Source organism: Aequorivita capsosiphonis DSM 23843, from assembly GCF_000429125.1.
In the GTDB taxonomy this organism is placed as follows: domain Bacteria; phylum Bacteroidota; class Bacteroidia; order Flavobacteriales; family Flavobacteriaceae; genus Aequorivita; species Aequorivita capsosiphonis.
In genome coordinates this window covers 126,467-149,341 of record NZ_KE386850.1, presented here as the reverse complement: position 1 = coordinate 149,341, position 22,875 = coordinate 126,467, and the positions used below count along the sequence as shown (strand labels likewise).

Annotated in this window: 21 protein-coding genes; 5 read left to right on the top strand and 16 right to left on the bottom strand. The window is 37.8% G+C overall.

Translation table 11 applies throughout. The features are described from left to right. Window positions 1–34: 34 nt before the first annotated feature. The 7 genes from murD to mraZ form a co-directional block, all read right to left on the bottom strand. The gene (murD, locus tag G440_RS0117985; RefSeq protein ID WP_026452567.1) at window positions 35–1,372 is read right to left on the bottom strand and encodes a UDP-N-acetylmuramoyl-L-alanine--D-glutamate ligase; all 1,338 of its coding nucleotides are present in this window, start codon (window positions 1,370–1,372) and stop codon (window positions 35–37) included. A gap of 107 nt (window positions 1,373–1,479) precedes the next feature. Beyond that, a complete protein-coding gene (gene mraY, locus G440_RS0117980; RefSeq protein ID WP_026452566.1) occupies window positions 1,480–2,712 on the bottom strand; it encodes a phospho-N-acetylmuramoyl-pentapeptide-transferase in 1,233 nt (410 codons plus the stop codon). Window positions 2,713–2,715: 3 nt separating this feature from the next. Further along, window positions 2,716–4,179, bottom strand: a complete 1,464-nt coding sequence (locus tag G440_RS0117975; RefSeq protein WP_026452565.1) for a UDP-N-acetylmuramoyl-L-alanyl-D-glutamate--2,6-diaminopimelate ligase — start codon at window positions 4,177–4,179, stop codon at window positions 2,716–2,718. Beyond that, window positions 4,176–6,176 carry a penicillin-binding protein gene (locus tag G440_RS0117970; RefSeq protein ID WP_026452564.1) on the bottom strand — a complete coding sequence of 667 codons (2,001 nt, stop codon included), beginning with the start codon at window positions 6,174–6,176 and terminating at the stop codon, window positions 4,176–4,178. Before G440_RS0117970 ends, G440_RS0117975 begins: the two co-directional genes overlap by 4 nt. 70 nt (window positions 6,177–6,246) lie before the next feature. Continuing rightward, complete coding sequence (locus tag G440_RS0117965; protein WP_026452563.1) at window positions 6,247–6,567, bottom strand: FtsL-like putative cell division protein; 321 nt, start codon at window positions 6,565–6,567, stop codon at window positions 6,247–6,249. Between the two features lie 75 nt (window positions 6,568–6,642). After that, window positions 6,643–7,539, bottom strand: a complete 897-nt coding sequence (gene rsmH, locus G440_RS0117960) for a 16S rRNA (cytosine(1402)-N(4))-methyltransferase RsmH (RefSeq protein ID WP_026452562.1) — start codon at window positions 7,537–7,539, stop codon at window positions 6,643–6,645. After that, complete coding sequence (gene mraZ / locus G440_RS0117955) at window positions 7,526–7,999, bottom strand: division/cell wall cluster transcriptional repressor MraZ (protein WP_026452561.1); 474 nt, start codon at window positions 7,997–7,999, stop codon at window positions 7,526–7,528. Before mraZ ends, rsmH begins: the two co-directional genes overlap by 14 nt. A 204-nt stretch (window positions 8,000–8,203) precedes the next feature. Between mraZ and G440_RS0117950 the strand changes: the two genes are divergently transcribed. Together G440_RS0117950 and yihA are read left to right on the top strand one after the other, a co-directional pair. Beyond that, window positions 8,204–8,968, top strand: coding sequence for an alpha/beta fold hydrolase (locus tag G440_RS0117950; RefSeq protein WP_026452560.1), 765 nt, complete (start codon window positions 8,204–8,206; stop codon window positions 8,966–8,968). A 105-nt stretch (window positions 8,969–9,073) separates the two neighbouring features. Then, the gene (gene yihA, locus G440_RS0117945) at window positions 9,074–9,679 is read left to right on the top strand and encodes a ribosome biogenesis GTP-binding protein YihA/YsxC (RefSeq protein WP_026452559.1); all 606 of its coding nucleotides are present in this window, start codon (window positions 9,074–9,076) and stop codon (window positions 9,677–9,679) included. 30 nt (window positions 9,680–9,709) lie between these two features. Here yihA and gldC read toward each other — a convergent pair whose 3' ends face one another. Together gldC and gldB are read right to left on the bottom strand one after the other, a co-directional pair. Then, window positions 9,710–10,051 carry a gliding motility protein GldC gene (gene gldC, locus G440_RS0117940; protein ID WP_026452558.1) on the bottom strand — a complete coding sequence of 114 codons (342 nt, stop codon included), beginning with the start codon at window positions 10,049–10,051 and terminating at the stop codon, window positions 9,710–9,712. Next, entirely contained in the window at window positions 10,051–11,007 is a 957-nt protein-coding gene (gldB, locus tag G440_RS0117935; protein WP_026452557.1) for a gliding motility lipoprotein GldB, read from the bottom strand. The genes gldC and gldB overlap by 1 nt, the downstream gene beginning before the upstream one ends. Before the next feature lie 311 nt (window positions 11,008–11,318). On the opposite strand from gldB, the gene nadE reads away from it, so the two are divergent. Together nadE and G440_RS0117925 are read left to right on the top strand one after the other, a co-directional pair. Further along, on the top strand, window positions 11,319–12,107 hold the full coding sequence (gene nadE, locus G440_RS0117930; protein ID WP_026452556.1) for an NAD(+) synthase: 789 nt from the start codon (window positions 11,319–11,321) through the stop codon (window positions 12,105–12,107). 202 nt (window positions 12,108–12,309) lie between these two features. Next, window positions 12,310–12,939, top strand: a complete 630-nt coding sequence (locus G440_RS0117925) for a response regulator (protein ID WP_026452555.1) — start codon at window positions 12,310–12,312, stop codon at window positions 12,937–12,939. On the opposite strand, the gene dnaG is transcribed toward G440_RS0117925, so the two are convergent. The 5 genes from dnaG to G440_RS0117900 form a co-directional block, all read right to left on the bottom strand. Next, window positions 12,940–14,898, bottom strand: coding sequence for a DNA primase (gene dnaG / locus G440_RS0117920; RefSeq protein WP_026452554.1), 1,959 nt, complete (start codon window positions 14,896–14,898; stop codon window positions 12,940–12,942). 233 nt (window positions 14,899–15,131) lie between these two features. Further along, window positions 15,132–16,214 (bottom strand): hypothetical protein, encoded by a 1,083-nt coding sequence (locus G440_RS0117915; RefSeq protein ID WP_026452553.1) that lies wholly within the window; start codon window positions 16,212–16,214, stop codon window positions 15,132–15,134. Between the two features lie 83 nt (window positions 16,215–16,297). Continuing rightward, window positions 16,298–17,071, bottom strand: coding sequence for a hypothetical protein (locus tag G440_RS0117910; RefSeq protein ID WP_026452552.1), 774 nt, complete (start codon window positions 17,069–17,071; stop codon window positions 16,298–16,300). Beyond that, entirely contained in the window at window positions 17,058–17,624 is a 567-nt protein-coding gene (locus tag G440_RS0117905) for an RNA polymerase sigma factor (RefSeq protein ID WP_026452551.1), read from the bottom strand. The genes G440_RS0117910 and G440_RS0117905 overlap by 14 nt, the downstream gene beginning before the upstream one ends. A gap of 288 nt (window positions 17,625–17,912) precedes the next feature. After that, window positions 17,913–18,890 carry a polyprenyl synthetase family protein gene (locus G440_RS0117900; protein WP_026452550.1) on the bottom strand — a complete coding sequence of 326 codons (978 nt, stop codon included), beginning with the start codon at window positions 18,888–18,890 and terminating at the stop codon, window positions 17,913–17,915. A gap of 319 nt (window positions 18,891–19,209) precedes the next feature. Between G440_RS0117900 and G440_RS0117890 the strand changes: the two genes are divergently transcribed. Then, complete coding sequence (locus G440_RS0117890) at window positions 19,210–20,016, top strand: T9SS-dependent choice-of-anchor J family protein (protein ID WP_026452549.1); 807 nt, start codon at window positions 19,210–19,212, stop codon at window positions 20,014–20,016. Window positions 20,017–20,068: 52 nt separating this feature from the next. Here the strand turns inward: G440_RS0117890 and rlmN are convergent, their stop codons facing one another. Beyond that, window positions 20,069–21,109 carry a dual-specificity RNA methyltransferase RlmN gene (gene rlmN / locus G440_RS0117885; protein ID WP_026452548.1) on the bottom strand — a complete coding sequence of 347 codons (1,041 nt, stop codon included), beginning with the start codon at window positions 21,107–21,109 and terminating at the stop codon, window positions 20,069–20,071. Window positions 21,110–21,192: 83 nt separating this feature from the next. Further along, entirely contained in the window at window positions 21,193–22,851 is a 1,659-nt protein-coding gene (locus G440_RS20365) for a T9SS type A sorting domain-containing protein (RefSeq protein WP_051285457.1), read from the bottom strand. Window positions 22,852–22,875 lie beyond the last annotated feature (24 nt).

Below are 22,875 nucleotides of genomic sequence, written 5' to 3'. Positions count from 1 at the left end.
ATTGTTATTGCTTATTTTTTTGTGGTTTTGATATTTATAAATTTCGGACTGCTTCTTTAAATTGTCTTCCGCGATCTTCGTAGTTCTCAAATAAATCAAAACTCGCACAGGCAGGAGAAAGTAAAACGGTATTGTTGCGCTCAGCCAATTTGTACGCAATCTTAACCGCCATAGCCATTGAATCAGTTTCAACAATAGTATCCACAATATTTCCAAAGGCTGCAATCAATTTTTCATTATCCACACCCAAGCAAATTATCGCTTTTACTTTTTCATTTACCAATGGCATAAGCTCGCTGTATTCGTTACCCTTGTCCACCCCGCCAACAATCCAAACCGTTGGGTTTTCCATGCTGTCTAGCGCGAAAAAAGTAGCGTTCACATTGGTTGCTTTGCTGTCGTTTACATACAACACATTATTAATTTTTAAAACATTTTCAAGTCGGTGTTCCACGCCTTGAAAACCTTCCAAACTTTCACGAATGGTTTGTTTTCTAATTCTTAATAAGGTAGCTACCGTTGAAGCGGCCATTGCATTTTTCACATTGTGCTCTCCTTGGATTCCTATTGTTGCGATTGGCATATTGAATTCTTTATTATTTATTTTTATTATTATTTCGTTGTTTCTTTTAAATGCTCCCTGTTTCAGTTCTCTTTTAACCGAAAAAGGTAGTGGCTGCGATTTTATGGGGTTTTTTGAAAGCCATTTTATAATTTCTACATCATCCGCATCATATATAAAATAATCTTCAGAGGTCTGATTCATTATAATCCTGAATTTTGATTCAATATAATTTTCATATTTGTAATCATATCTATCCAAATGATCTGGACTCAAATTGATCAAAAGTGCAATGTGTGGCGCAAAGGTTTCAATTCCGTCAAGCTGAAAACTACTGAGTTCCAAAACAAAATTTTCATACCTCGCTTCCGAAACTTGTTCCGCAAAACTTTTCCCGATGTTTCCACCTAAAGCGACATTCAATCCACCATTTTTCAACAATTCGTATGTTAAACAAGCGGTAGTTGTTTTTCCGTTGCTTCCGGTAATCCCTACGATATTCGCCGTTGTGAATTTTGAAGCGAATTCAATTTCTGAAATCACTTTCACATCATTCGCGTGCAATTTTTTGACTATTGGCGCCGTCTCCGGAATTCCCGGACTTTTCATCACAACATTGGCAGAGAGAATTTTTTCTTCAGAATGACCTTCCTCTTCCCATTCAATCCCATTATTTAAAAGAACGTGTTTGTACTTTTCTTTTATTTTTCCGAAGTCTGAAACAAACACCTCAAACCCCTTCATTTTGGCTAAAATAGCAGTTCCAACACCGCTTTCACCAGCACCAAGAATTACAATTCTTTGTTTCATAATTCATTGATATTATTTTTCTTTAATCAGGTCTAAAAGCCGGAAAGTGTTTTCATAAACCCTTTTAAGGCGGGCAAGTTCATAAATATCTAAACGCTTCAACTTTTTTACCTAATTTTCAATGTTACAATCGTAATGACTGCTAAAAATATTCCTACAATCCAAAACCTTGTTACAATCTTACTTTCGTGAAAGCCCTTTATTTGATAATGATGATGTAGTGGCGACATTCTAAAAATGCGCCTTCCTTCACCAAACTTTTTCTTCGTGTATTTAAACCAGCCTACCTGCAAAACCACGGATAGATTCTCCATTAAAAAGATGCCGCAGAGAATGGGTATCAACAATTCCTTTCGAACGGCGATGGCTATTACAGCGATAATTCCGCCAATGGTTAAACTTCCTGTATCACCCATAAAAACTTGAGCTGGATAGGCGTTGTACCACAAAAACCCAATAAGCGCACCAACAAAAGCCATAATAAATATGGTCATTTCTCCCGTGTTGGGGATGTACATAATATTGAGATAGTCTGAAAAAATAACGTTGCCTGAAACCCACGCAAACAGCGCGAGGGTAATTCCTATAATTGCGGAAGTTCCAGCCGCGAGCCCATCAATTCCATCAGTAAGATTAGCGCCATTTGAAACCGCAGTAATAATGAAAATTACAATTGGAATAAAAATCAACCACACATAGCTCTTGTAATTTTCTCCCGCCCAACTTATAAGTTCGGAGTAGTTGAATTCATTAGCCTTTACGAAAGGTATGGTTGTGAGCATAGACTTATCTCTAACATAATGCTCAGTAGTTGGGGTATTGGAATTTATCTCGGTTTGAGCAACGGGATTGTCAATTTTTCGCTGCACAACAATGTCGGGATGAAAGAACATAGTAGCACCAACAAAAAGTCCTAAACCTACTTGACCAATTACCTTAAACTTCCCCGGCAATCCTTCTTTGTCGTTTTTAAACTTTTTGATATAATCATCAATAAAACCGATTACTCCCATCCAAAGTGTGGTTACAATCAACAGAATCACATATATATTTTCAAGTTTTGCAAAAAGCAAAACAGGAACCAATGTTGCGAGAATGATTATAATTCCTCCCATTGTTGGCGTTCCCACCTTTTCATTTTGTCCTTCTAGACCTAAATCACGGACAGATTCGCCAATTTGTTTTTTCCGCAGGTAAGCAATTATTTTCTTCCCATATACAGTAGCAATGAAAAGTGATGATATAACCGCCAAGGCCGCGCGAAACGTGATAAAATTAAACAAACCCGTTCCTGGCAGATCGTATGTTTTATCCAGATATTCAAAAAGATAATACAACATGGGTTACTTGTTTAGGGCTGTTAAAAGTTGGTTTACTATTTTAAAATCATCAAAATCGATACGTTCCCCATTAATATCTTGATAGGTTTCATGACCTTTTCCAGCTATTAATATGATATCATTTTCCTGCGCCATCTGGCAAGCTGCTTTAATAGCTTCCTTCCGGTTTGTTATTGAAATTGTTTTTTTATAATTTTCTGCAGATACTCCAGTTTCAATCTGCTCAATAATCGTATCGGGGTTTTCAGTACGCGGATTGTCACTAGTAAAAACCACTTTGGTACTCAACGAAGCGGCGATATTCCCCATCACGGGACGTTTTTTCGCATCGCGATCACCACCACAACCAACAACCGTAATAACCTCTTCATTTCCGGTTCGGATGCTATTAATAGTTTCCAAAACATTTTTCAGAGCATCTGGTGTATGTGCGTAATCGACTATCGCGGTGATTTTTTTCTCCGAAATCAAATACTGAAATCTACCGTCAACACTATCCAAGGTGCTCATTATTTGAAGTATTTCAAGATCCTCCAAACCTAAAAGTTGGGCAGCGCCATAGATTGCCAATAAATTGTAAGCATTAAAACCACCTATGAGCTTTACCCAAACATCTTGATTATTCATTTTCAGAAGTTGCCCGGTGAACTGGCTTTCCAAAACCTGTGCTTTATAATCTGCATAGGTTTTTAAAGCGTAAGTATATTTCGTTGCTTTCGTATTTTGAAGCATTACCAATCCATTTTTATCATCTATGTTTACCAACGCGAAAGCAGATTTAGGCAATTCGTCAAAAAATGATTTCTTTACATCACGGTATTCCGCAAAGTCTTTGTGGTAATCTAAATGATCGTGCGATAAATTTGTAAATATGCCTCCTACAAACTGAAGCGCTTCGGTACGCTTTTGATGAATTCCGTGAGAGCTTACTTCCATAAAACAAAACGCAACACCTGCATCAACCATTTCACGCAAATATTTGTTGATCGTCAATGAGTCTGGCGTTGTATGTGAAGTTTTATACTCCCTGTCGCCCACCATTATCTTTACAGTGGAAAGTAATCCAGTTTTCATCCCTGCTTTTTTGAAAAGCTGATACAGCAGTGATGAAATAGTAGTTTTTCCGTTGGTTCCGGTTATTCCAACTAATTTTAATTCTTCGGAAGGGTTGCCATAAAAATTCGCTGCCATAATAGCCAAAGCCTTATGCGAATCAACCACCTGCACGTAAGTAATTCCATTGACAATATCCGCTGGCAACTCTTCACATATTATAGCCAAGGCACCTTGATCAGCAGCTTTTTTGATAAATTGATGCCCATCTGAAACAGTTCCCTTTATTGCTATAAAAACATCGTTTAAAGAAACATTCCTTGAGTCAAATTCTAGATTATTAATGGCCACAGAGGTGCTTCCCACGACTTTTTCGAGAGTAACTTTATAGAGTATGTCTTTTAATAGAATCACGATAAGTTTAATGTTATTTGCTGTCCTTTTTTCAGTGCTTCCCCAGATTTTATAGATTGTTTGGAAACTGTTCCATTTCCTACAATCTGTACTTTAAGCCCAAGGTTTTCCAATAATGAAATTGCATCCATTCCAGCCATTCCAGTAACATTTGGGATGATTTCACTTGGTTTTTGCAGATTTGAATAATACTGTTCAAAGTCTTTTTCGATAACAGGATCTGTTTTTTCGATTCCTTCCACCGCATCAATATTTCGAGATTCAGTAAATATTTTTTGGGCAATTCTTTTAAAAACTGGCCCAGAAACGTCAGCTCCGTAGAAACCCTTTTTAATACTAGGTTTATGGACAATCACAATACAGGAATATTTAGGATTTTCTGCAGGGAAATATCCAGCGAAGGAAGACACATAACGACGGTTGCTCGCAAAGTCTGCCATCCAATATTCGGTTTGTGCAGTTCCCGTTTTTCCAGCCATCGAAAAATCCGGAGAATATAATGACCTACCGGTCCCCCGTTCTACCGTATTTTTAAGAATTTCATGAATTGCCCCCAACGTTTCATCTGAACAGATTTTAGGATTGGTGATTTTAGTATCGTAAACAGTAACTTTTTCATTCCAAGCACGTACCTCTTTAATAAAGCGAGGTTTCACCATGACACCATGATTGGCAATAGCATTATAAAAGTTTAAAGTTTGTAGCGGAGTGATGCGCAAACCATAACCATAAGACATAGAAGGCAGTGCATTTTTACTCCAGTTTTTACCACCTGGCTGTGGTATAAATGGCTGTCCCTCTCCTTTAATCGCAACTCCGGTCTTTTCGGTTAAATGCCAACTTTTTAAACGATCTAGGAATTTATTAGGATTTTTAGCATAATGTTCATCGATAATCGTCGCCAAACCAATATTTGAAGAAACTTCCAATGCTCGCGCTGCCGAAATTTTACCGAAACCACCACGATGTGAGTCATTGACTGCTTTTCCGTAGAAAACCTTTCTTCCAGTTCCCGTATCTATTACTGTACTGGTATCAATAACTTTATCTTCCAATGCAGCCATTAAGGCCATAACCTTAAAAGTAGACCCTGGCTCGTGAGACTCTCCAATAGCATAGTTTAATTTTTCATAATACGTTCCTGAAGAAGTTCTTCCCAAATTTGAAACGGCTTTAATTTCTCCTGTTGCTACCTCCATAACGATTACGGTTCCGTGCTCCGCTTCGTAATATTCTAGTTGTTTTAACAAGGCATGGTGCGCAATATCTTGAATGTTCACATTTATTGTTGAAATAATATCATAACCATCCTGTGGTTCAATTTCGTTTTCGTCATAAACCGGTTTCCATTGTCCCTGTGCAATTTTTTGCTTTAGACGGTGCCCTTCCTTTCCGGTTAACAGATCATTAAAAGCGCCTTCCAAACCAACAGCATAATATCCTGGACGGTCGTAAGCTTCATCGCCCACGGTGCGTTTGGCTATTTTCCCAATAGGATGTTCCCTAACCGTGCGTTGTTCTACGATTATTCCACCTCTGTATGGTCCTTTTCGAAAAAGTGGTAAGTTTTTTACCTTAATATAATCTGAATAACCTAAGTTCTTAACTATTAATAGATACCTATTCTTGTCAGCGCGTGCTTTTCTGAGCTTATTTTGATAGTGCGAAACAGACTTTCCGAACATCGCACTTAAACCTTCAGATAGCGGCTTTAGATTTGTTTTGAAATCTTCAGGAGAAATCGTTACAGCATCAAAACGGATGTCATATTTTGGAACAGAAGTAGCCAAAAGACTGCCATCATCAGCATAAATATTACCTCGATTGGCGGGGATAGTAAAATTTTTCACCGTGCTTGTTTTGGCCAGCTCCCGATATTTTTCACCATCAATAAACTGTATGTTCATCAACTTTATACTTATGGCGAGCGCAAACAGGAACATACATCCAGCAACGATGTATAAACGGTTCATTATGTTCTTTTCTTCTATAGCCATTATTTCAGTACGCAGTGGTCAGTATCTTCTTTTCTCTTTATTATTTACTCTTTATTCCCTTTCTATCAAGCTACTCTTCCTTCTCAATAATTCGAATTCGCTTAGGCGGGTTTATGGAAGGTTGTAAACCTCTGTTTTCCATGGCCGCTATTATTTTGCTCTCCATTCGCGATTGCATCAATATCATTCTCACATCTACATATTCACTTTTCAATTCTTTTACTTCCGAATTTAGCTTCGAAATTCTATGAACCTTTTTATCAGCATTGTGGGAACTGGCAATCATCACCAAAGCTAATAGTGAAAGAAAAATGATGAAACGCCAATTTTTGAGCGCGTCATCACTAACTAAAAACTTACCTTTTATTATATTGTAAAAACCATCTTTCAATCCGCTATCCTTTTTCTCTTTATTCTTTATTCTTTACTTTCTTCTCTTTATTCTCATCTCTCTTTTTCAGAAAATCTATATTTTCTCAGCAATGCGAAGTTTAGCACTTCTAGCACGATTGTTCTCCTTTATTTCTTTCTTGGAAGGAATAATGAATTTTCCAACCGCTTTAAAAGGAACTTCAAAATTTCCAAAAACATCTTTTTCTGGCTCCCCCTCAAACATTCCATTTCGGATGTAACGCTTTACCAATCTATCTTCCAAAGAATGATAGCTTATCAAACTTATTCTGCCCCCAGTCTCTAAAACCGCTTCGGTTTGTAATAAGAATTCTTTTAAAGCCTCCAACTCTTGGTTCACTTCAATGCGAATAGCTTGATAAATTTGGGCCAAGATCTTATTCTCTCTATGAGCCGGCAAAAATCTTCGTAATACCTTTTTAAGCTGTTCGCTTGTTTTTATTTTTTCTTCTTCTCGCGCTTCAACAATGGCACGAGCCATTCCGGATGCAGTTCTCAATTCACCATAATTTGAAAGCACATTTCTCAACTCCACCTCTTCATATTTGTTGACAACCGTATATGCAGAAAATCGGCTATCGCGGTTCATACGCATATCTAATTCAGCTTCAAAGCGTGTTGAAAACCCTCGTTCAGCAACGTCAAATTGGTGTGACGAAACCCCAAAGTCACCTAAAATACCATCAACCGTTTTATATCCATGAAAGCGCAAGAACTTCTTCATAAGACGAAAATTCTGATTGATCAATAAAAATCTAGGATCGTCAATAGCATTTACCAAAGCATCCTTGTCTTGATCAAATGCTATAAGCTTTCCTTCTGGACCCAATTGCGCCAAAATCTCACGCGAGTGTCCGCCACCACCGAAGGTTACGTCTACGTAAACTCCATCTGACTTTATATTTAGCCCCGAAACAGTTTCTTTTAGCAAAACTGGATTATGATATTCCATTAGCTCCATCGCTTTTATCCCCCATTACTTCTTCAGCTAAATCAGCAAAGTCATCTGCCGCATCATCAATAGCCTGTTCGTATCTATCTTTGTCCCATATTTCCACAATATTTATTGCGGATGAAACAACTAGTTCTTTACTTATTCCAGCAAACGAGAGCAGATCTTTCGGTATCAATAAACGCCCCGTTGCATCAAGTTCAACTATCTTTACACCAGCGGTAAACCTTCTGATGAAATCATTATTTTTTCGAGTGAACCTGTTGAGATCGCCCATTTTTCGCATCAAGGCATCCCATTCTTTCATAGGGTATATTTCCAAGCAAGGCTGAAAGACGGCACGCTTTACCACAAAACCATCGGCCATAAACGGAGCCAACTGTTTTTTCAACGGCGCAGGGACCATGACGCGTCCCTTTACGTCTGCTTTACATTCGTATGTGCCTATTAGATTGAGCATTGTGAAAATTACCGATTTGCAATTTGTTGATTCAAATATAAATAACTTTTACCACAATTTACCACATTCTACCACTTTGTTAATAAGTTTCACCACTTTAGAAACTACAAGAATTCAAATTACTGAATAACAAAGCCTTATTTTATATAGACTGTATGAAATAATTTTGTTTACTTTTGTCATTCTAAATTGCAGAAAACAAGCATGTCAGAAAACTTAAAAAAAGAAGGAAAATTTTCATATTTAGAAATAGGCGAAGGCACCCCTATCGTTATCCTTCACGGACTCATGGGCGGTTTGAGCAATTTTGATGGTGTGGCAGATTTCTTCCCTCCAAAGGGTTACAAAATTCTACTGCCAGAATTGCCCATCTATAAAATGACCTTGTTACGCACTAATGTTAAGAACTTTGCTAAATATGTGGCGCAGTTTATCGATCATTTAGGATACGATGAAGTAATATTACTTGGAAATTCCCTTGGAGGCCATATTGGTTTGCTTTGCACAAAAATGTATCCTGAAAAGGTAAAGGCATTAGTGATAACGGGCAGTTCAGGTCTCTATGAAAGTGCCATGGGTGAAAGCTACCCAAAGCGTGGTGACTACGAGTATATTAAGAAAAAAGCTGAAGACGTTTTTCACGACCCAGCAGTTGCTACCAAGGAAATTGTAGATGATGTTTACACAACCGTAAACGACAGAAATAAACTAATTAGAACCCTTGCCATAGCCAAAAGCGCCATACGTCACAACATGGCGAAAGACCTACCTAAAATGCATACTCCAACATGTATAATCTGGGGCAGAAATGACAAGGTTACACCTCCAGATGTTGCCGTGGAATTTGACCGACTTTTGCCAGATTCAGAACTTTTTTGGATTGACAAATGTGGCCACGCCGCCATGATGGAACATCCAGATGAATTTAACCAACTACTCAATGCTTGGTTAGAGAAACGAGGATTCTAAGGAGTTCTGATTACAGGTTGCAGGTTGCTAATGATGCATTTTTTTTATCATTCACAAATCATAACTCACAACTCTCCTCCAGCAGGCGGGCTTAAATCTTAAACAATGCACATTAAATCCGCGGAATTTGTAATGAGCAATAGCGATGTCGCTAAATGCCCAAAAGACCGTATGCCAGAATACGCTTTTATTGGCCGCAGTAACGTGGGGAAATCTTCGCTAATTAATATGCTGATGTTGCGAAAAAATCTAGCAAAAACTTCTGGAAGACCCGGAAAAACACAGCTTATAAATCATTTTCTTATCAACAAAAATTGGTATCTAGTGGATTTACCAGGCTATGGATATGCTCGTGTTTCAAAAAGTAGTAAAAAAACATTTCAAAAATTCATCACCAGTTATTTTGAACTAAGGGAACAAATGATACTCGCTTTTGTTTTAGTCGATTGTCGGCATGAACCGCAACCCATTGATCTTGAATTTATGCAATGGATGGGCGAAAACGGAATTCCTTTTAATATTATTTTTACAAAAGCTGACAAGTTAAAACCGAAAGCTTTGGAAAGAAACATCGAGGTTTATTCCAATAAAATGCTTGAAACTTGGGAAGCAATGCCCAAATACTTCGTTACCTCTGCCAGTAATTCTGAAGGAAGAGACGAGGTTTTAAATTATATTGAAGAAATAAGCAAAAATCTAACAGGCCTTTAAAAAGACCTGCTGCTTTGTTAGCTTCTTAAACTAGTCTTCTCTTTTTAGCTCCAATTTCTCCGCAAAATATTCACAGAAATCACGCATGGTAGCGCTCATTTTCTTGTCGTCTGTGGCGCGCTCAAAAGTATCGGCCATAGCGCTCAAAGTTTGGTGAAAGAAAATCTTCATCTCATCTACGGGCATATCTTTGGTCCAAAGATCAATTCTAAGTGATTCCTTTTTTTTATTGTCCCAAACAGAAAGCATTACCGCCTTAGTTTCTTCATTAGTGATCCCGCCATCTTCTGCGGTCCATTGTATGGTTTCGGGAATTTTATTTTCATCGAGCCCGATGTTTAACTTTATTTCGGAAGTATGTTTTATTGCCATTATTTCTTTGGTTTGTATTTTGAATTTTTAAATATTTCGTCAGCATCCAGAATCATTAATCGCTGAACATCTGTTTTATTTCTTTCCATATAAGCTCGAACTATTTTCCAGCCCAAATAGCGACCTAGCATTCCAGGAGATTCGTTATCTATTTCTAAATAAAATTTCGAAAAAGGCGCTGGACTAATAAATCGGGCTCCCAGTTTTGGATTGGTACTGTAGAGCAATTCCTTTTCTACAAAATACCTCCATATGTATTCTTCGTTCTCTTCTGCCCAAGCGTATTCGTCTTCGGTATAGCCTATTTTTTCAGCATCGGTAGCATCTGGAAGCCATAAGTCTTCCAGGTAAAGCTGTTTTCCGTAATAAATTATCTGCCCAAGAAAAGAACTCCTGTTTGGTGGTTTTACGAATTGTTTCGCATAGATTTTTGCAACGTCAGGACCCATTTGAGAAGGTTTCATCTCTTTGCTAATATATTTATCAATCCCTTGATAAAACTTATGGTCGCTCCCCAAATAATTGTCCAAACCTAACACCAATAGACTATCGGTAAGAATAACTTTATTGCGGTAATCAACATCTGAGGTAGTTGTAACCACTACTGGAGTCTCAAATTCTGGAAAATAATATTTTATGTGCTGAAATAGTGGAACAAGGATATCTATCAAAGAATTATCTTCAGGAAAGGTTTTTAGCACTTCATTTTCCAGTTGATTCTGAAGCGTATCAGTCAACTTTTCAATCCAAATACTGTCGTTATATTGCTTTGGAAAAAAAGCAGGGAACTCCGATTTTAATTTCGGTAGATCTTTCGGTTTGGTCATGGCAAATTCCTTGTCGAATCGAATTATTTCGACATTCATAGGGATTTTATCAATTTCCTTTTCAACATCGTTAGAATTGTTGCAGGAAAAAAGTAGAAGTCCAAGAAAAACGAACACAATATATCTCATAGCAGAAAAAATGTTATTGTTGGTTAACGCCATTCCCTTTTATTAATTTTATCTTTAACAACTTTTGCGCTGCAAAGGTACTTTTTTGCGCATTGAGTTAAAAAGTTTATGGGTTTAAAAGTTTGGAAGTTTAGAAGCTTGGCTGCCGTAAGGAGGGTTTGGAGTTTAGAGTTTAGAGTTTAGAGTTTAGAGTTTAGAGTTTAGAGTTTAGAGTTTAGAGTTTAGAGTTTAGAGAAAATTAAAAAAACCTAGCGACTTGGCGTCTTTGCGAGCATATTTATATTCACAATTCTTTAACACTATAGGTAAAAATGAAAACAGAAAAAGTTATTGATCACATTGTAGATTGGTTAAAAACCTACAGCATTCAAGCAGGGATGGATGGTTTTGTGATTGGGATTAGCGGCGGAATAGATTCGGCAGTGGTTTCAGCACTTTGCGCTAAAACAGGTTTGCGAACCCTTTGCGTTGAAATGCCAATTCATCAAGCAGAAAATCAGGTATCAAGAGGGAAGGCGCATATAAATCATTTAAAGGAACATTTTTCTAACGTTAGCAATGCAGAGGTAAACTTGACCTCCGTCTTTGAACAATTTAGAACACAAGTACCACAAACCACCGACGATAGTTTTCTAGATCTGTCCTTAGCGAATACCCGCGCCCGTTTACGAATGACGACGCTGTACTATTTTGCAGGTTTACATAAATATCTCGTGGCTGGAACTGGAAATAAAATTGAAGATTTTGGCGTCGGTTTTTTTACAAAATACGGCGACGGCGGAGTAGATTTAAGCCCCATTGCCGATTTAATGAAAAGCGAAGTATATCAACTTGGAGAAGCACTTGGCATTATAGACTCAATCATGAAAGCCGCCCCAACAGACGGCTTATTTGGAGATAGCCGGTCAGATGAAGACCAGCTTGGCGCAAGCTATAACGAACTGGAATGGGCAATGAAAATGAGTGAACAGGGAAAATCTACGACAGACTTTACAGGAAAAAAGAAAGAAGTTTTTGATATTTACATCAGACTCAATAAAGCTAACCAGCATAAAGTAGCTCCAATTCCAGTTTGCAACATTCCAGAGGAATTAAAGTAAAATTGTCATTTATCGAAATTTTTAACTCTTAAGCGAAAGATTAAGTATTCTTCAACTTAAAATTTCATTAATTCAAAACCTAGTCTTAATATTACATTTTCCAAACAAATTGGTTACCTAAAATCAAATTTCAAGAGCAATTTCTTCTTGTGATTGGAAATCGTAGCTCCGATTTTTAAATTAATATTTTAAAATCATTAAGATGAAAAAAGTTGTAATTGCTGATCATCATCCTTTGACAGCAAATGGCGTGGAAGTTTTGCTTAAAAGTACAAATGAATATTTAGTAGTGGGAAAAGTAGGTCGTGGGCCTGAAATAGAGTCCTGTCTACAAAAAGAGGGCCCAGACATTCTGATTTTGGAAATTAATATACCCAATATAACAGTTTTTCAAACGCTAAAAAAGATACGTGAAGAATTTCCTAGAACTCGAATCGCTATATTTTCAACGCATCCAGAGGAGATCTATGCCCTGCGTTCCATAAAATCAGGAGCTGCTGGCTATATCTCAAAAACAGCAACAAAGGAAGTATTTCTCCAAGCCATAAAACGAATCGCTTTAGGCGGAGTATATTTAGATGAGAAACTAGCTCTTGCTCTTAACAGCAATTCAATAAATGATAAGAGCCTTGTGGGGAGCTATAAAAAATTATCTTCAAGAGAAATCGAGGTTCTTAATTTACTATCCAGTGGCAAACGGAATAAAGATATCTCAGTCTTATTAGAGATAAATGAAAAGACCGTGAGCACTTATAAAACAAGACTTCTAAAAAAATTAAATGCAAACAGTTTGGCCGAATTGCTCAATCAGGCGCGTATGTTTCAATTTTAACTAAAGAACCCGGTTCAACTGGTTAGAAAGCACTTTTTTTAGACTAATGTAGTCAATTATTTCCTGTAAAATTAACTCTTTTTCAATAGCCCCATCCAGCCGAATCGTTTCAGAAAGTTCATTTATTTTTTGTGAAACAAGATGTCGCCGAAGGCTTAATATTGTTTCGCTCACTATTTGGGCGATCGTCTGTTTTTTTACTTTTACATAGATTTCCATGCGTTCCCAATCGTGAAGCAGATAACGCTCCTCTTCCATCAAAACATTTGTAACGGCAGAAGCCATCTCCGGCTCAAGATCATTTATAAAATTTTCAGCTTTCGCCTCTGGGTCTAGGTTGAAACGAGAAATCAGTTCAAGATAAAGCCCTTTAAATTCTGTATTGGTAAACTCAATTTCGTCGTCCTGAAGATCGAGGTAAATTTTTTCATAAACGCGCGCCTTATGTTTTTCAGGATTAAAGATGATTTCTCCCTTTTCGTCGACATCCATGATTAATTCTTCAAAATTCTCTTCCAAACCACCATAAAGCAATAGCAATTCTATTATTTTTTGCTCTAGTTGAAATTGAACATCTACTTTTTCAACCTTTTTTTCTGAAGGAACAATCTGAAATGCCTCTTGTGGTGCAGCATCTTTTTTAGAAGCCTCTTTTTTATCTTTCTGAAATATTTGGGCAAGCGTATTAAAAAGTACCTGCTCCGAAATATCCATAATTCGGGAACATTCCTTCACATAAACCTCCCGCTTTATTACATCTGGAATTTTTGCGATGCTATTGACCATGTCGTGAATGGTCTCCGTTTTTTTTATAGGATCGTTTTTTGCTTCGGAAGCTAACAAAGAAGCTTTAAAGGTGATAAAATCTTTGGCGTTTTCTTCTAAATATAGCGTCAGTTCTTCCAAGGAATTTTTACGCGAAAAACTGTCGGGATCCTCCCCCACTGGGAAGGTGCAAATTTTCACATTCATTCCCTGTTCCAAAATCAGGTCTATTCCTCGTAGAGATGCACGAAGTCCGGCAGCATCGCCATCAAAAAGAACGGTGATATTTTTGGTAAGCCGATTTATTAAACGAATCTGTTCCGAGGTTAAAGCCGTTCCAGAAGAGGAAACCACATTGTGTATGCCTGTTTGATGAAATTGGATAACATCAGTATAGCCTTCCACCAAATAGCAATTGTCTTCTTTAGCAATGCTTTGTTTGGCGTGAAAAATTCCATAGAGAACTTTGCTTTTATGATAAATATCGCTCTCAGGAGAGTTTAGATACTTCGCCGCTTTTTTATCTGAAGTTAAAATTCGTCCGCCAAAACCCAAGGTTCGTCCGCTCATACTACGAATTGGGAACATCACCCTTCCTTTAAAACGGTCAAATTGTTTTTCCGCTTTTACAATGGACAATCCCGTTTTTTCAAGAAACTCCAGTTTATAGGCCTTTTTAATTGCGTGACTGGTAAATGCATCCCAAGAATCTGGGGAATAACCGAGCTCAAATTTCTTGACGGTTTCCTCAGTAAAACCGCGCTCTTTAAAATAGGAAAGACCAATTGCTTTTCCTTCCTCTGTTTTTAGCAAGGTGTTGTGGAAATAATCCTTTGCAAATTCACTAACTAAATAAAGACTTTCACGTTCGTTTGCCTGCTCCTTATCCTCAGGGGTTTGCTCCGTTTCCTCTATTTCAATTCCGTATTTTTTTGCTAGGAATTTTATGGCTTCTGGATATGTGAAATGTTCGTGTTCCATTAAGAAAGAAACCACATTCCCTCCTTTTCCGCTACTAAAATCCTTCCAGATTTGCTTAACAGGAGAAACCATAAAACTCGGGGAGCGCTCATCCGTAAATGGGCTGAGGCCTTTGTAGTTGCTTCCAGATTTCTTTAGCTGTACAAAATCGCCTATCACCTCCTCAACGCGAGCGGTTTCAAAAACGTTGTCTATGGTTGTTCTGGAGATCAAATTATGCTAAGTTCAGGATTTGTGTTTATCTGATATTCGTTTTGCAAAAATAGGAATATTAAAAACGAAAAACCCACAAGTTTTCCTTCTTCGCAGAAAAAAGCTTGTGCCTCCGCTAGCCTACTACGCCGAAGTGGCTACGAAGGCCGTAAAGCTTCAGCGACACGCGGTCTAAGGACGAAGGGGAAACCTTGCAGGTTAAATAAACAAACGAATAATGAATGGATTTTTGGCTAATCTATATCAAAACGGACACCGAGAGAAATGTTTCGTTGGTCTATTGGATTATTTTTAAAAATAGTGTTTAGATCGTATTTTGCATAAAGTGAAGCGGCTCCCCATCCCACATAAGCGCTAAGACCATAAATAAAATTGTTGGTGTTATAGTTGGCTTTCAGTTTTTGTTTTTGATTTTCGCCGTCTTCTTTAAACTTCAGTTTTTGGCGCGCACCTAAATTAATACCGGCATATCCTCCTATCCCTACTTTAAAATGATTGTCAGTTGAATATCTGAAATATTCTTCAGTTTCGTTCTTTCTTGAAGGACCAAATTCAAAATGGATAGGGATAACCAGATTATCCATTCGTAATTTTGACTTTTTAAGATTTAGCGGATAGGTTTGCAGTTCGGTTGCTTCACCAGCATCTACAAAATAACGATTATCCGTTGGCTTCAGACCATTAAACTGAAGAGCTATGCCGTATTTAACCCGCAACCAGTTCGAGTTTTTGAAAACGCGTGTTTTCCAAGCCCAACCCATCTCAAAGAAACGACTTCCTGCTACTTTAAAGTCGGAATCTTCCAAGGACTCACCTTTTGTAATTGCGTTGTTAAGCCCAAATGCAACCACTGCTCCAGAAGTAGTACGTCTATCATATTTTACATTTTTTTTAACAGAGCCTTCCTTTACCTGCACTCCCCATAATCGAGAATTATTTAAATCTTTATCACCCAAACCGATGATAATACTACTCCCGTGAATTTTGGTAGAGTCTATGCCATTCCGTTCTATTAAAGCCAGTTGATTATTCACGATTGCCATGCGGTTTTCAATGTTAAGAGCATGTTTTTCTGCCGCTTCCTGTTTTAAGGTTTCGGCCTCGGCTTCTGAAAGTGCACCGCTTTGTAAACGGACGTTTATACTTTCGACTTTATCCTTTAGACTGGATTTTTCTTCTAGAACTATATTTTCCTTTAAAGAATCAAGCTTTTCAATCTCAGCTTTTGTCCAATCGGGGTATTTCTGTGCATAGACATAAGTGCTAGATAATACCCAAATTGTAAGAACTGAACATAACGTGATTAATGTTTTCATAAGTGTTCGATTTTTGATTGATGATGATGAATGTTTATTGTTTATTGTTTATTGAAAAGTGATTATTGAACATTGAAAAATCCCTATTCGTTTCTTTCGATAACGGCAGTTCTTATTTTCCTAAATCCTTCACCTAGCGCATCGAAAACCTTATCTCTAAAGCTTTTTTCGAGTTCCCATTCCACATCCTGGAGGAGTGCAGTTGCATCTACCTTCGGGGTTTTAAGAATCCGTTGGGCTTGAATATCACGGCGAGCATCGGTAAGTAGTTGCTCCACTTCTCTTGCTGTTACTTCATTGTTATTTTCTTGAAGATTCTTTACGGAGGCTACTACTTCGTCTATTTTTTGATTGAAAAGTGCGTCTTCCTCGTTCGCGATTTGCGTTTCTGAATCTGGAGACTGCTTTTCTTGATCCGTAGTTTTGGCAATGACTTTATCCCTTTCATACTTTCGCTCCACCGGACTTTTTTTCTGTGGAACTGGTTTTAACGGATTCCTGTTATCGTTTTTCTTAGCTTCGGTATTATCTTTCTCTGCATTGTTTTCTTCAGAAAGAATATCTACAACTTCAGAATTCTCAGTAACTATTTCAGATTTACTTTCAGGGGTTTTCAGTTCAATAGTTTCCTTTACTATTTGAGATTTTGGTTCATCAGGGGTTTGGCTAAAGAAGACAGAAGCCAAGATTAAGATTCCCACAAAACTTGCAGCCATATAATACCAGCCCACATTTTTCTTTTTAGGCTGTTCAGCGTTCAATTTTGTTTCCAATTTCTCCCAAGCCCCTGCAGAAGGTTTAATTTCCCTCGCCTCCAGCTTTTCGCGTATGTTATCTTCTAATTTATAAGGAGCCATAACTAATATTATTTTGTTGTTTAACTCTGTTTTGAAGCATTTTTCGTGCTTTAAAAAGTTGTGATTTTGAAGTGTTTTCGCTTATCTGAAGCATCTCGCCAATTTCGCTGTGCTTATAACCTTCTATTGCATAGAGCACAAAAATCGTTTTGTAACCATCTGGAAGGGAATCAATCATTTTCTGTATTTCATTTACTTCCAGTTCGGTTTCAATGTATGCGGAATGTTCTTGCGTGTTTTCTATTTCAGTTTCTGAAATGAAATGCAGCTTTTTATCTTTCCGAAGTTGTGAAATAGATTCATTCACCATTATTCTTCGTATCCATCCTTCAAAACTGCCCTCGTTTTTAAAATTGTTTAAATTCTTAAACATTTTCAGAAATCCTGAAAGCATCACTTCCTCGGCCAAATCATTGTTTTTCAGATACTGTCTGCAAACGCCCAGCATTTTTGGCGAAAACATTTCAAACAACTGATGTTGCGCCCGGCGATCGCCTTTGGATGCTTTCTCAATAAGTTTTGAATAGTTTTTATGTAGTGATATAATTTTCAAAATAGGCTTCGCTGTTAGACGCTTCTATTTATATAGACGCAGACTTTTAAGAAATGGTTGTCTGGAAAAGAAAAAAGTTTCATCCACCTACGCTTAAGCTTCGGCGGACAAAGGTTTCAAGTTTCAGGTTGTGGTTAAAATCATTCAAGTCTCAATTTTACGGATCACGAACTTACTTCGCAGCAAACGGTTGAGAAACGCGGAATAATGACAGCAACCATTGATTGGAATTAAATTGCTCAATATTGAATGATAAAACACTGAATACTGACCACTGAATACTGAACACTATTTTTTCCTGTCGATAACGTAATTCACCATTAGCTCCAGTGAATCCTTATAAGGCGAAGCGGGATGGTTTTCCAGAAGAACAAGCGCTTCCTGTTGATATTCCTTCATCTTTTGAACCGCATAATCCAGACCGCCATTATTTTTTACAAAAGCAATAACTTCATTAACGCGTTTCTTGTCCTTGTTATGGTTTTTAACGGAATTGATAATCCACTTTTTTTCTTCGGAAGTACAATTATTGAGCGCATATATTAAAGGTAGCGTCATTTTTTGTTCCTTGATATCGATGCCGGTAGGTTTCCCAATGTGTTCGTTTCCGTAGTCAAAAAGATCATCTTTTATCTGAAAAGCCGTACCGATAAGCTCACCGAACTTTCGCATTTTTTCAACCTCTTCATCTGGAGCCATTACTGAGCGAGCCCCCATGGCACAACACGCGGCAATAAGCGTCGCGGTTTTTTGACGGATTATTTCAAAATAGACTTCTTCGGTAATATCTAATCTTCTGGCTTTTTCAATTTGAAGCAATTCGCCTTCACTCATTTCACGAACGGCAACTGAGATTATTTTCAGAAGATCGAAATCGTCGTTATCTATGGAAAGCAGCAATCCTTTTGAAAGTAAATAATCGCCAACAAGCACGGCGATTTTGTTTTTCCAAAGTGCGTTGATGGAGAAGAAGCCGCGACGCCGATCACTGTCGTCCACTACATCGTCATGCACTAATGTCGCTGTGTGTATCAGTTCGATAACCGAAGCTCCGCGGTAGGTGCGTTCGTTTACTTCGCCATTTCCAGTCATTTTTGCGATGAGAAAGACGAACATAGGGCGCATCTGTTTACCCTTTCGGTTTACAACATAATGCGTGATTCTGTTCAGCAAAGAAACTTTTGAAGACATGGAAGCAGAGAACTTTTTTTCAAAAAGCTCCATTTCTTTTTCAATGGGAAGTTTGATGCGTGAAACTATCTTCATAAAGGTTCAAAGATAGTTAAATTTGAGTGATAGATTTAAGCAAGTATGAAAGTAGAATAGATTGATTTCAACAAAATATAAAGAGTTTAAGAGAACTTTACGAACAGCGTTTTTGGGTATAATTGGATAATATGCAAATAAACTCAAGAAAGAAAATGAATTTCGTTAAAAAAGCAGATAATAAAAGCAAGAGTCTCTTAGCGTTTTTAAATATTTCTGGGAATATCAAAAAACGCGTTAAACTCTAGAGAAACAACATCATAATCAAGACTAAACTCTATTTTTGGAAATATATTTTTAACCCCTAATAATTATTAAAATGAAAAAAATTACATTTTTGGCCGCATTATTTGCTGGCTTTGCTATGAGTGCACAAACAGTCTTCTTTTCAGATGATTTTAATGAAGAAGATGTTTCAGATTGGACTCTTTACGACGAGGATGGTGACGGTAATAACTGGGCTGATGTTTTCGCTGTTACAGATGCTAGCGGAAATCCAGTTACTCCAATTTCTTTAATTTCAAGATCTTGGCAAACCGCCCCATTAACTCCAGATAACTGGATTGTTTCTCCTGCAATTGATTTAACAACTGCTAGTGGCAATGTTCAATTATCTTGGAAGGTTCAAGCTGCAGCCGCGGAATGGGATAATGAAAATTACAGTGTTTACGTTGGCACAAGCAGTGATATTGCTGACTTAGAAGATGCTACCGTTACTTTTACTGAAGTTTACGATGATCCGAGTGACATGGGAACTCAATTTGAACGTGAATTAGATCTTTCAAGCCTAAGTGGTGAGACCATTTATATAGCTTTCAGACATCATGATGTAACTGATATGGACTACCTTTCTATAGATGATGTTATGGTATCAGGAGTTTTGGCTGTTGGAACTAATGAATTCAAAGGCTTCAAACATTTTGTTTCAAACAACCAATTGATTCTTTCTTCAAATACTTCAATGGAAAAAATTGCTCTTTACAATATGTTGGGACAACAAGTTGTTTCCCAAAAACTAAATAGCAATAACGAATCTCTTAATATTTCTGGACTTCAGTCTGGCGTTTACATCGCTACTGTTTCTATAGAAGGTGCTGTTAAAAGTTTTAAAATCGTAAAAAACTAATTTAAGTTTTTTAATATTGAATTGAAAAGAGCGGCTTTTGGCCGCTCTTTTTTTATTGTTTGTTAGCCAACTGGCCACAGGCAGCATCAATATCTTTCCCTCTACTTCTACGTACGGTAACTGGAATACGATTGTGTTCTAAGGCTTCTATATAATCATCAATCGCTGTTGTGGAGGCTTGCTGGAAATGGCCGTCGTCAATTGGATTGTACTCTATAATATTTATTTTGCAGGGCACATATTTACAAAAAGTGACTAATGCCTCAATGTCTTTCCACGTATCATTTATCCCTTTCCAGACAATATATTCGTAAGTTATCTTTCGATTGGTTTTACTGTACCAATATTCCAATGCTTCCCGAAGATCAACTAAAGTAAAGTTTTTGGCAAACGGCATAATCTGTTCCCTTGTTTCCTGAATTGCGGAGTGAAGGGAAACAGCCAGATGGAATTTCACTGCATCATCGGCTAATTTTTTAATCATTTTTGGCACTCCGGAAGTGGAAACCGTAATTCGTTTTGGAGACATACCCAATCCTTCATCTGAAGTGATTTTCTCTATGGAAGCCAAAACGTTTTTATAGTTCATCAAAGGTTCACCCATGCCCATAAAAACAATATTAGAAAGCGGCTTATCGTGATATAAACGACTTTCCCTGTCTATGGTAACTACTTGGTCATAGATTTCGTCTGGGTTTAGGTTTCGCATTCGTTTCAACTTTGCGGTGGCGCAGAATGTGCAGTCCAAACTACAACCTACTTGGGATGATACGCAAGCTGTGGTTCTTTTTTTGGTAGGAATCAAAACCGATTCCACTACGAAATCATCGAAGAGCTTTACGGCATTTTTGATTGTACCATCACTACTCTTCTGAAAGTGGTCCACCTTAATATGGTTTATAACAAAGTTTTCATCTAGATGCGCCCGTGTTTCCTTAGAGATATTGGTCATATCGTCAAAACTATGACTGCCTTTGCTCCATAACCATTCATAGACCTGCGTTCCGCGGAAAGCCTTATCCCCAATGCCAACAAAAAAGCTTCGAAGTTCTTCTTTTGAAAGGGCGCGTATGTCTTTTTTATCTGAAATCATGCTGCAAAATTACTTTATTTAAAAGTAAAAAAGCGCCTTTCTGGGTTAGAATAGACGCTTTAGGTTTAGAATAGCTATGCTGTTTATCTTTTAATCAATATCTTTTTTGTAATGGAATCCTGACTGTCTTCATCTGTTAAATGGAGAAAATAAACTCCTTCCGAAAGATTATCAACGGGAATGGTATTCATGGTGTTAGAAAGCGAACCGGAATGGATTCGTTGGCCCATTACGTTTGAAAACACATAAGATAAATGAGGGTATCTATTGTTCATAACTGTGATTATGGTACTCGCGGGATTGGGATAGATTTTAAGCTCCCCAATAAGTTGAAAGTTTGGAACGTTCAATAAATTCTGAAGGGTTTCAATATGAGTAATTCCTGTATTTGCAGGATCCAGCCAATCCATTAAGCGGGTTTCGGGGGAGTTTCCACTATTCCAGGAAACGCCAAACCTTCCATAAATATCATAATCGTGATTATTTTCCAAACCAACACAGGCAGATTGGCCCGCGTATAATTGTCCGATAATTTTTCCTTGCTCATTAAAAAGAGGAGATCCCGAAGAGCCACTTTCCGTAGTGCCTACCTCCCATCCATTTCCAGTTCCGTGTGCCCCGCCACCGATAAGCCAAACCTTGGTACCGTTGGCATCTATTTTTTCTGCTCCGGAATCATCACGGCATATTTTCATAATATCGCCGTTTGGATGATGGATTCCCACTTCAAATAACGGATTAACATCAGAATTGTCCCATCCGGCAAAAGCGACATCCCAAGATTCGGGGATAGGTTCAAACAGCTCTACCAATGCAAAATCACTCAAGCTATTCTTTGCTTTTAAGGTTGCGCCGCTCATGGTAAAATTTGTTTGTAAATCGCCACTATCTTCTCCCGTGCCACATACAGGCGTAGGGCTTACCCAATTAAAGCGAACGTTCCAAAGCGCGGGATTGCTGTTTTCCAAACAATGGTTTGCGGTTAAAAGATAGGGGGTTTTATTGTTTAAAGCGTTGTTAATTAGCGCTGCGGAACACAAATGACCATTGCCAAGGTTGAGCAACGCAACGGCTTTCTTCAATAAATTTTTCTTTTGGTCAAAATCATCTCCAATGGGGCAGTTAACATCATAATTACAATCCCCAGAAGTTTCAAAACCCCGCTGCGCATTAAATATTGCATTTATCCTTCCCATTCTATAACCGTGGATCACACTGGTTAAATGAAGCCGCGGCGAAACTTGCGTTCTTGGGGGCTGATAATATTCTATCCAAATAATATCACCTTCTACAAACCAAGTGCCCAATTGTCTTTCTTCTCTATTCTGCTTGCTGGTAAATGTTGAAGTAATATCGGTGCGATCATTATTGAATAATTGAAGTCGTGATCCTGCAGGCAGGAAGAAATCATCAAAATTTACACTTAAATTCAAGGCTTCTGGTGATTGGATCGTCGCTTGCCAAATTTTTCCGCCGTTAGGCAAATCGGTCCACAGACCACCACTTTGCATATCGAGATCTACTGTTCTTTCAATCCCGTAACGCCAGGGCATGCTTTTATCAAGATCATTAATGCTATCTTGATGAATTATTGCTTCAAAATTTAAAGGGGGAAGACTTACAACGGCCGGTAATACTTCTAAATTCAAATCCCAGCTTTCAGGTATATCACCGCCACCTCCTTGAGAAAAGGTGGTAAAACAGATAAAAAAAACTATGAAGAAAAGTGTAATTTTTTTCATTCAAACAGCTGATTGGAATTACTT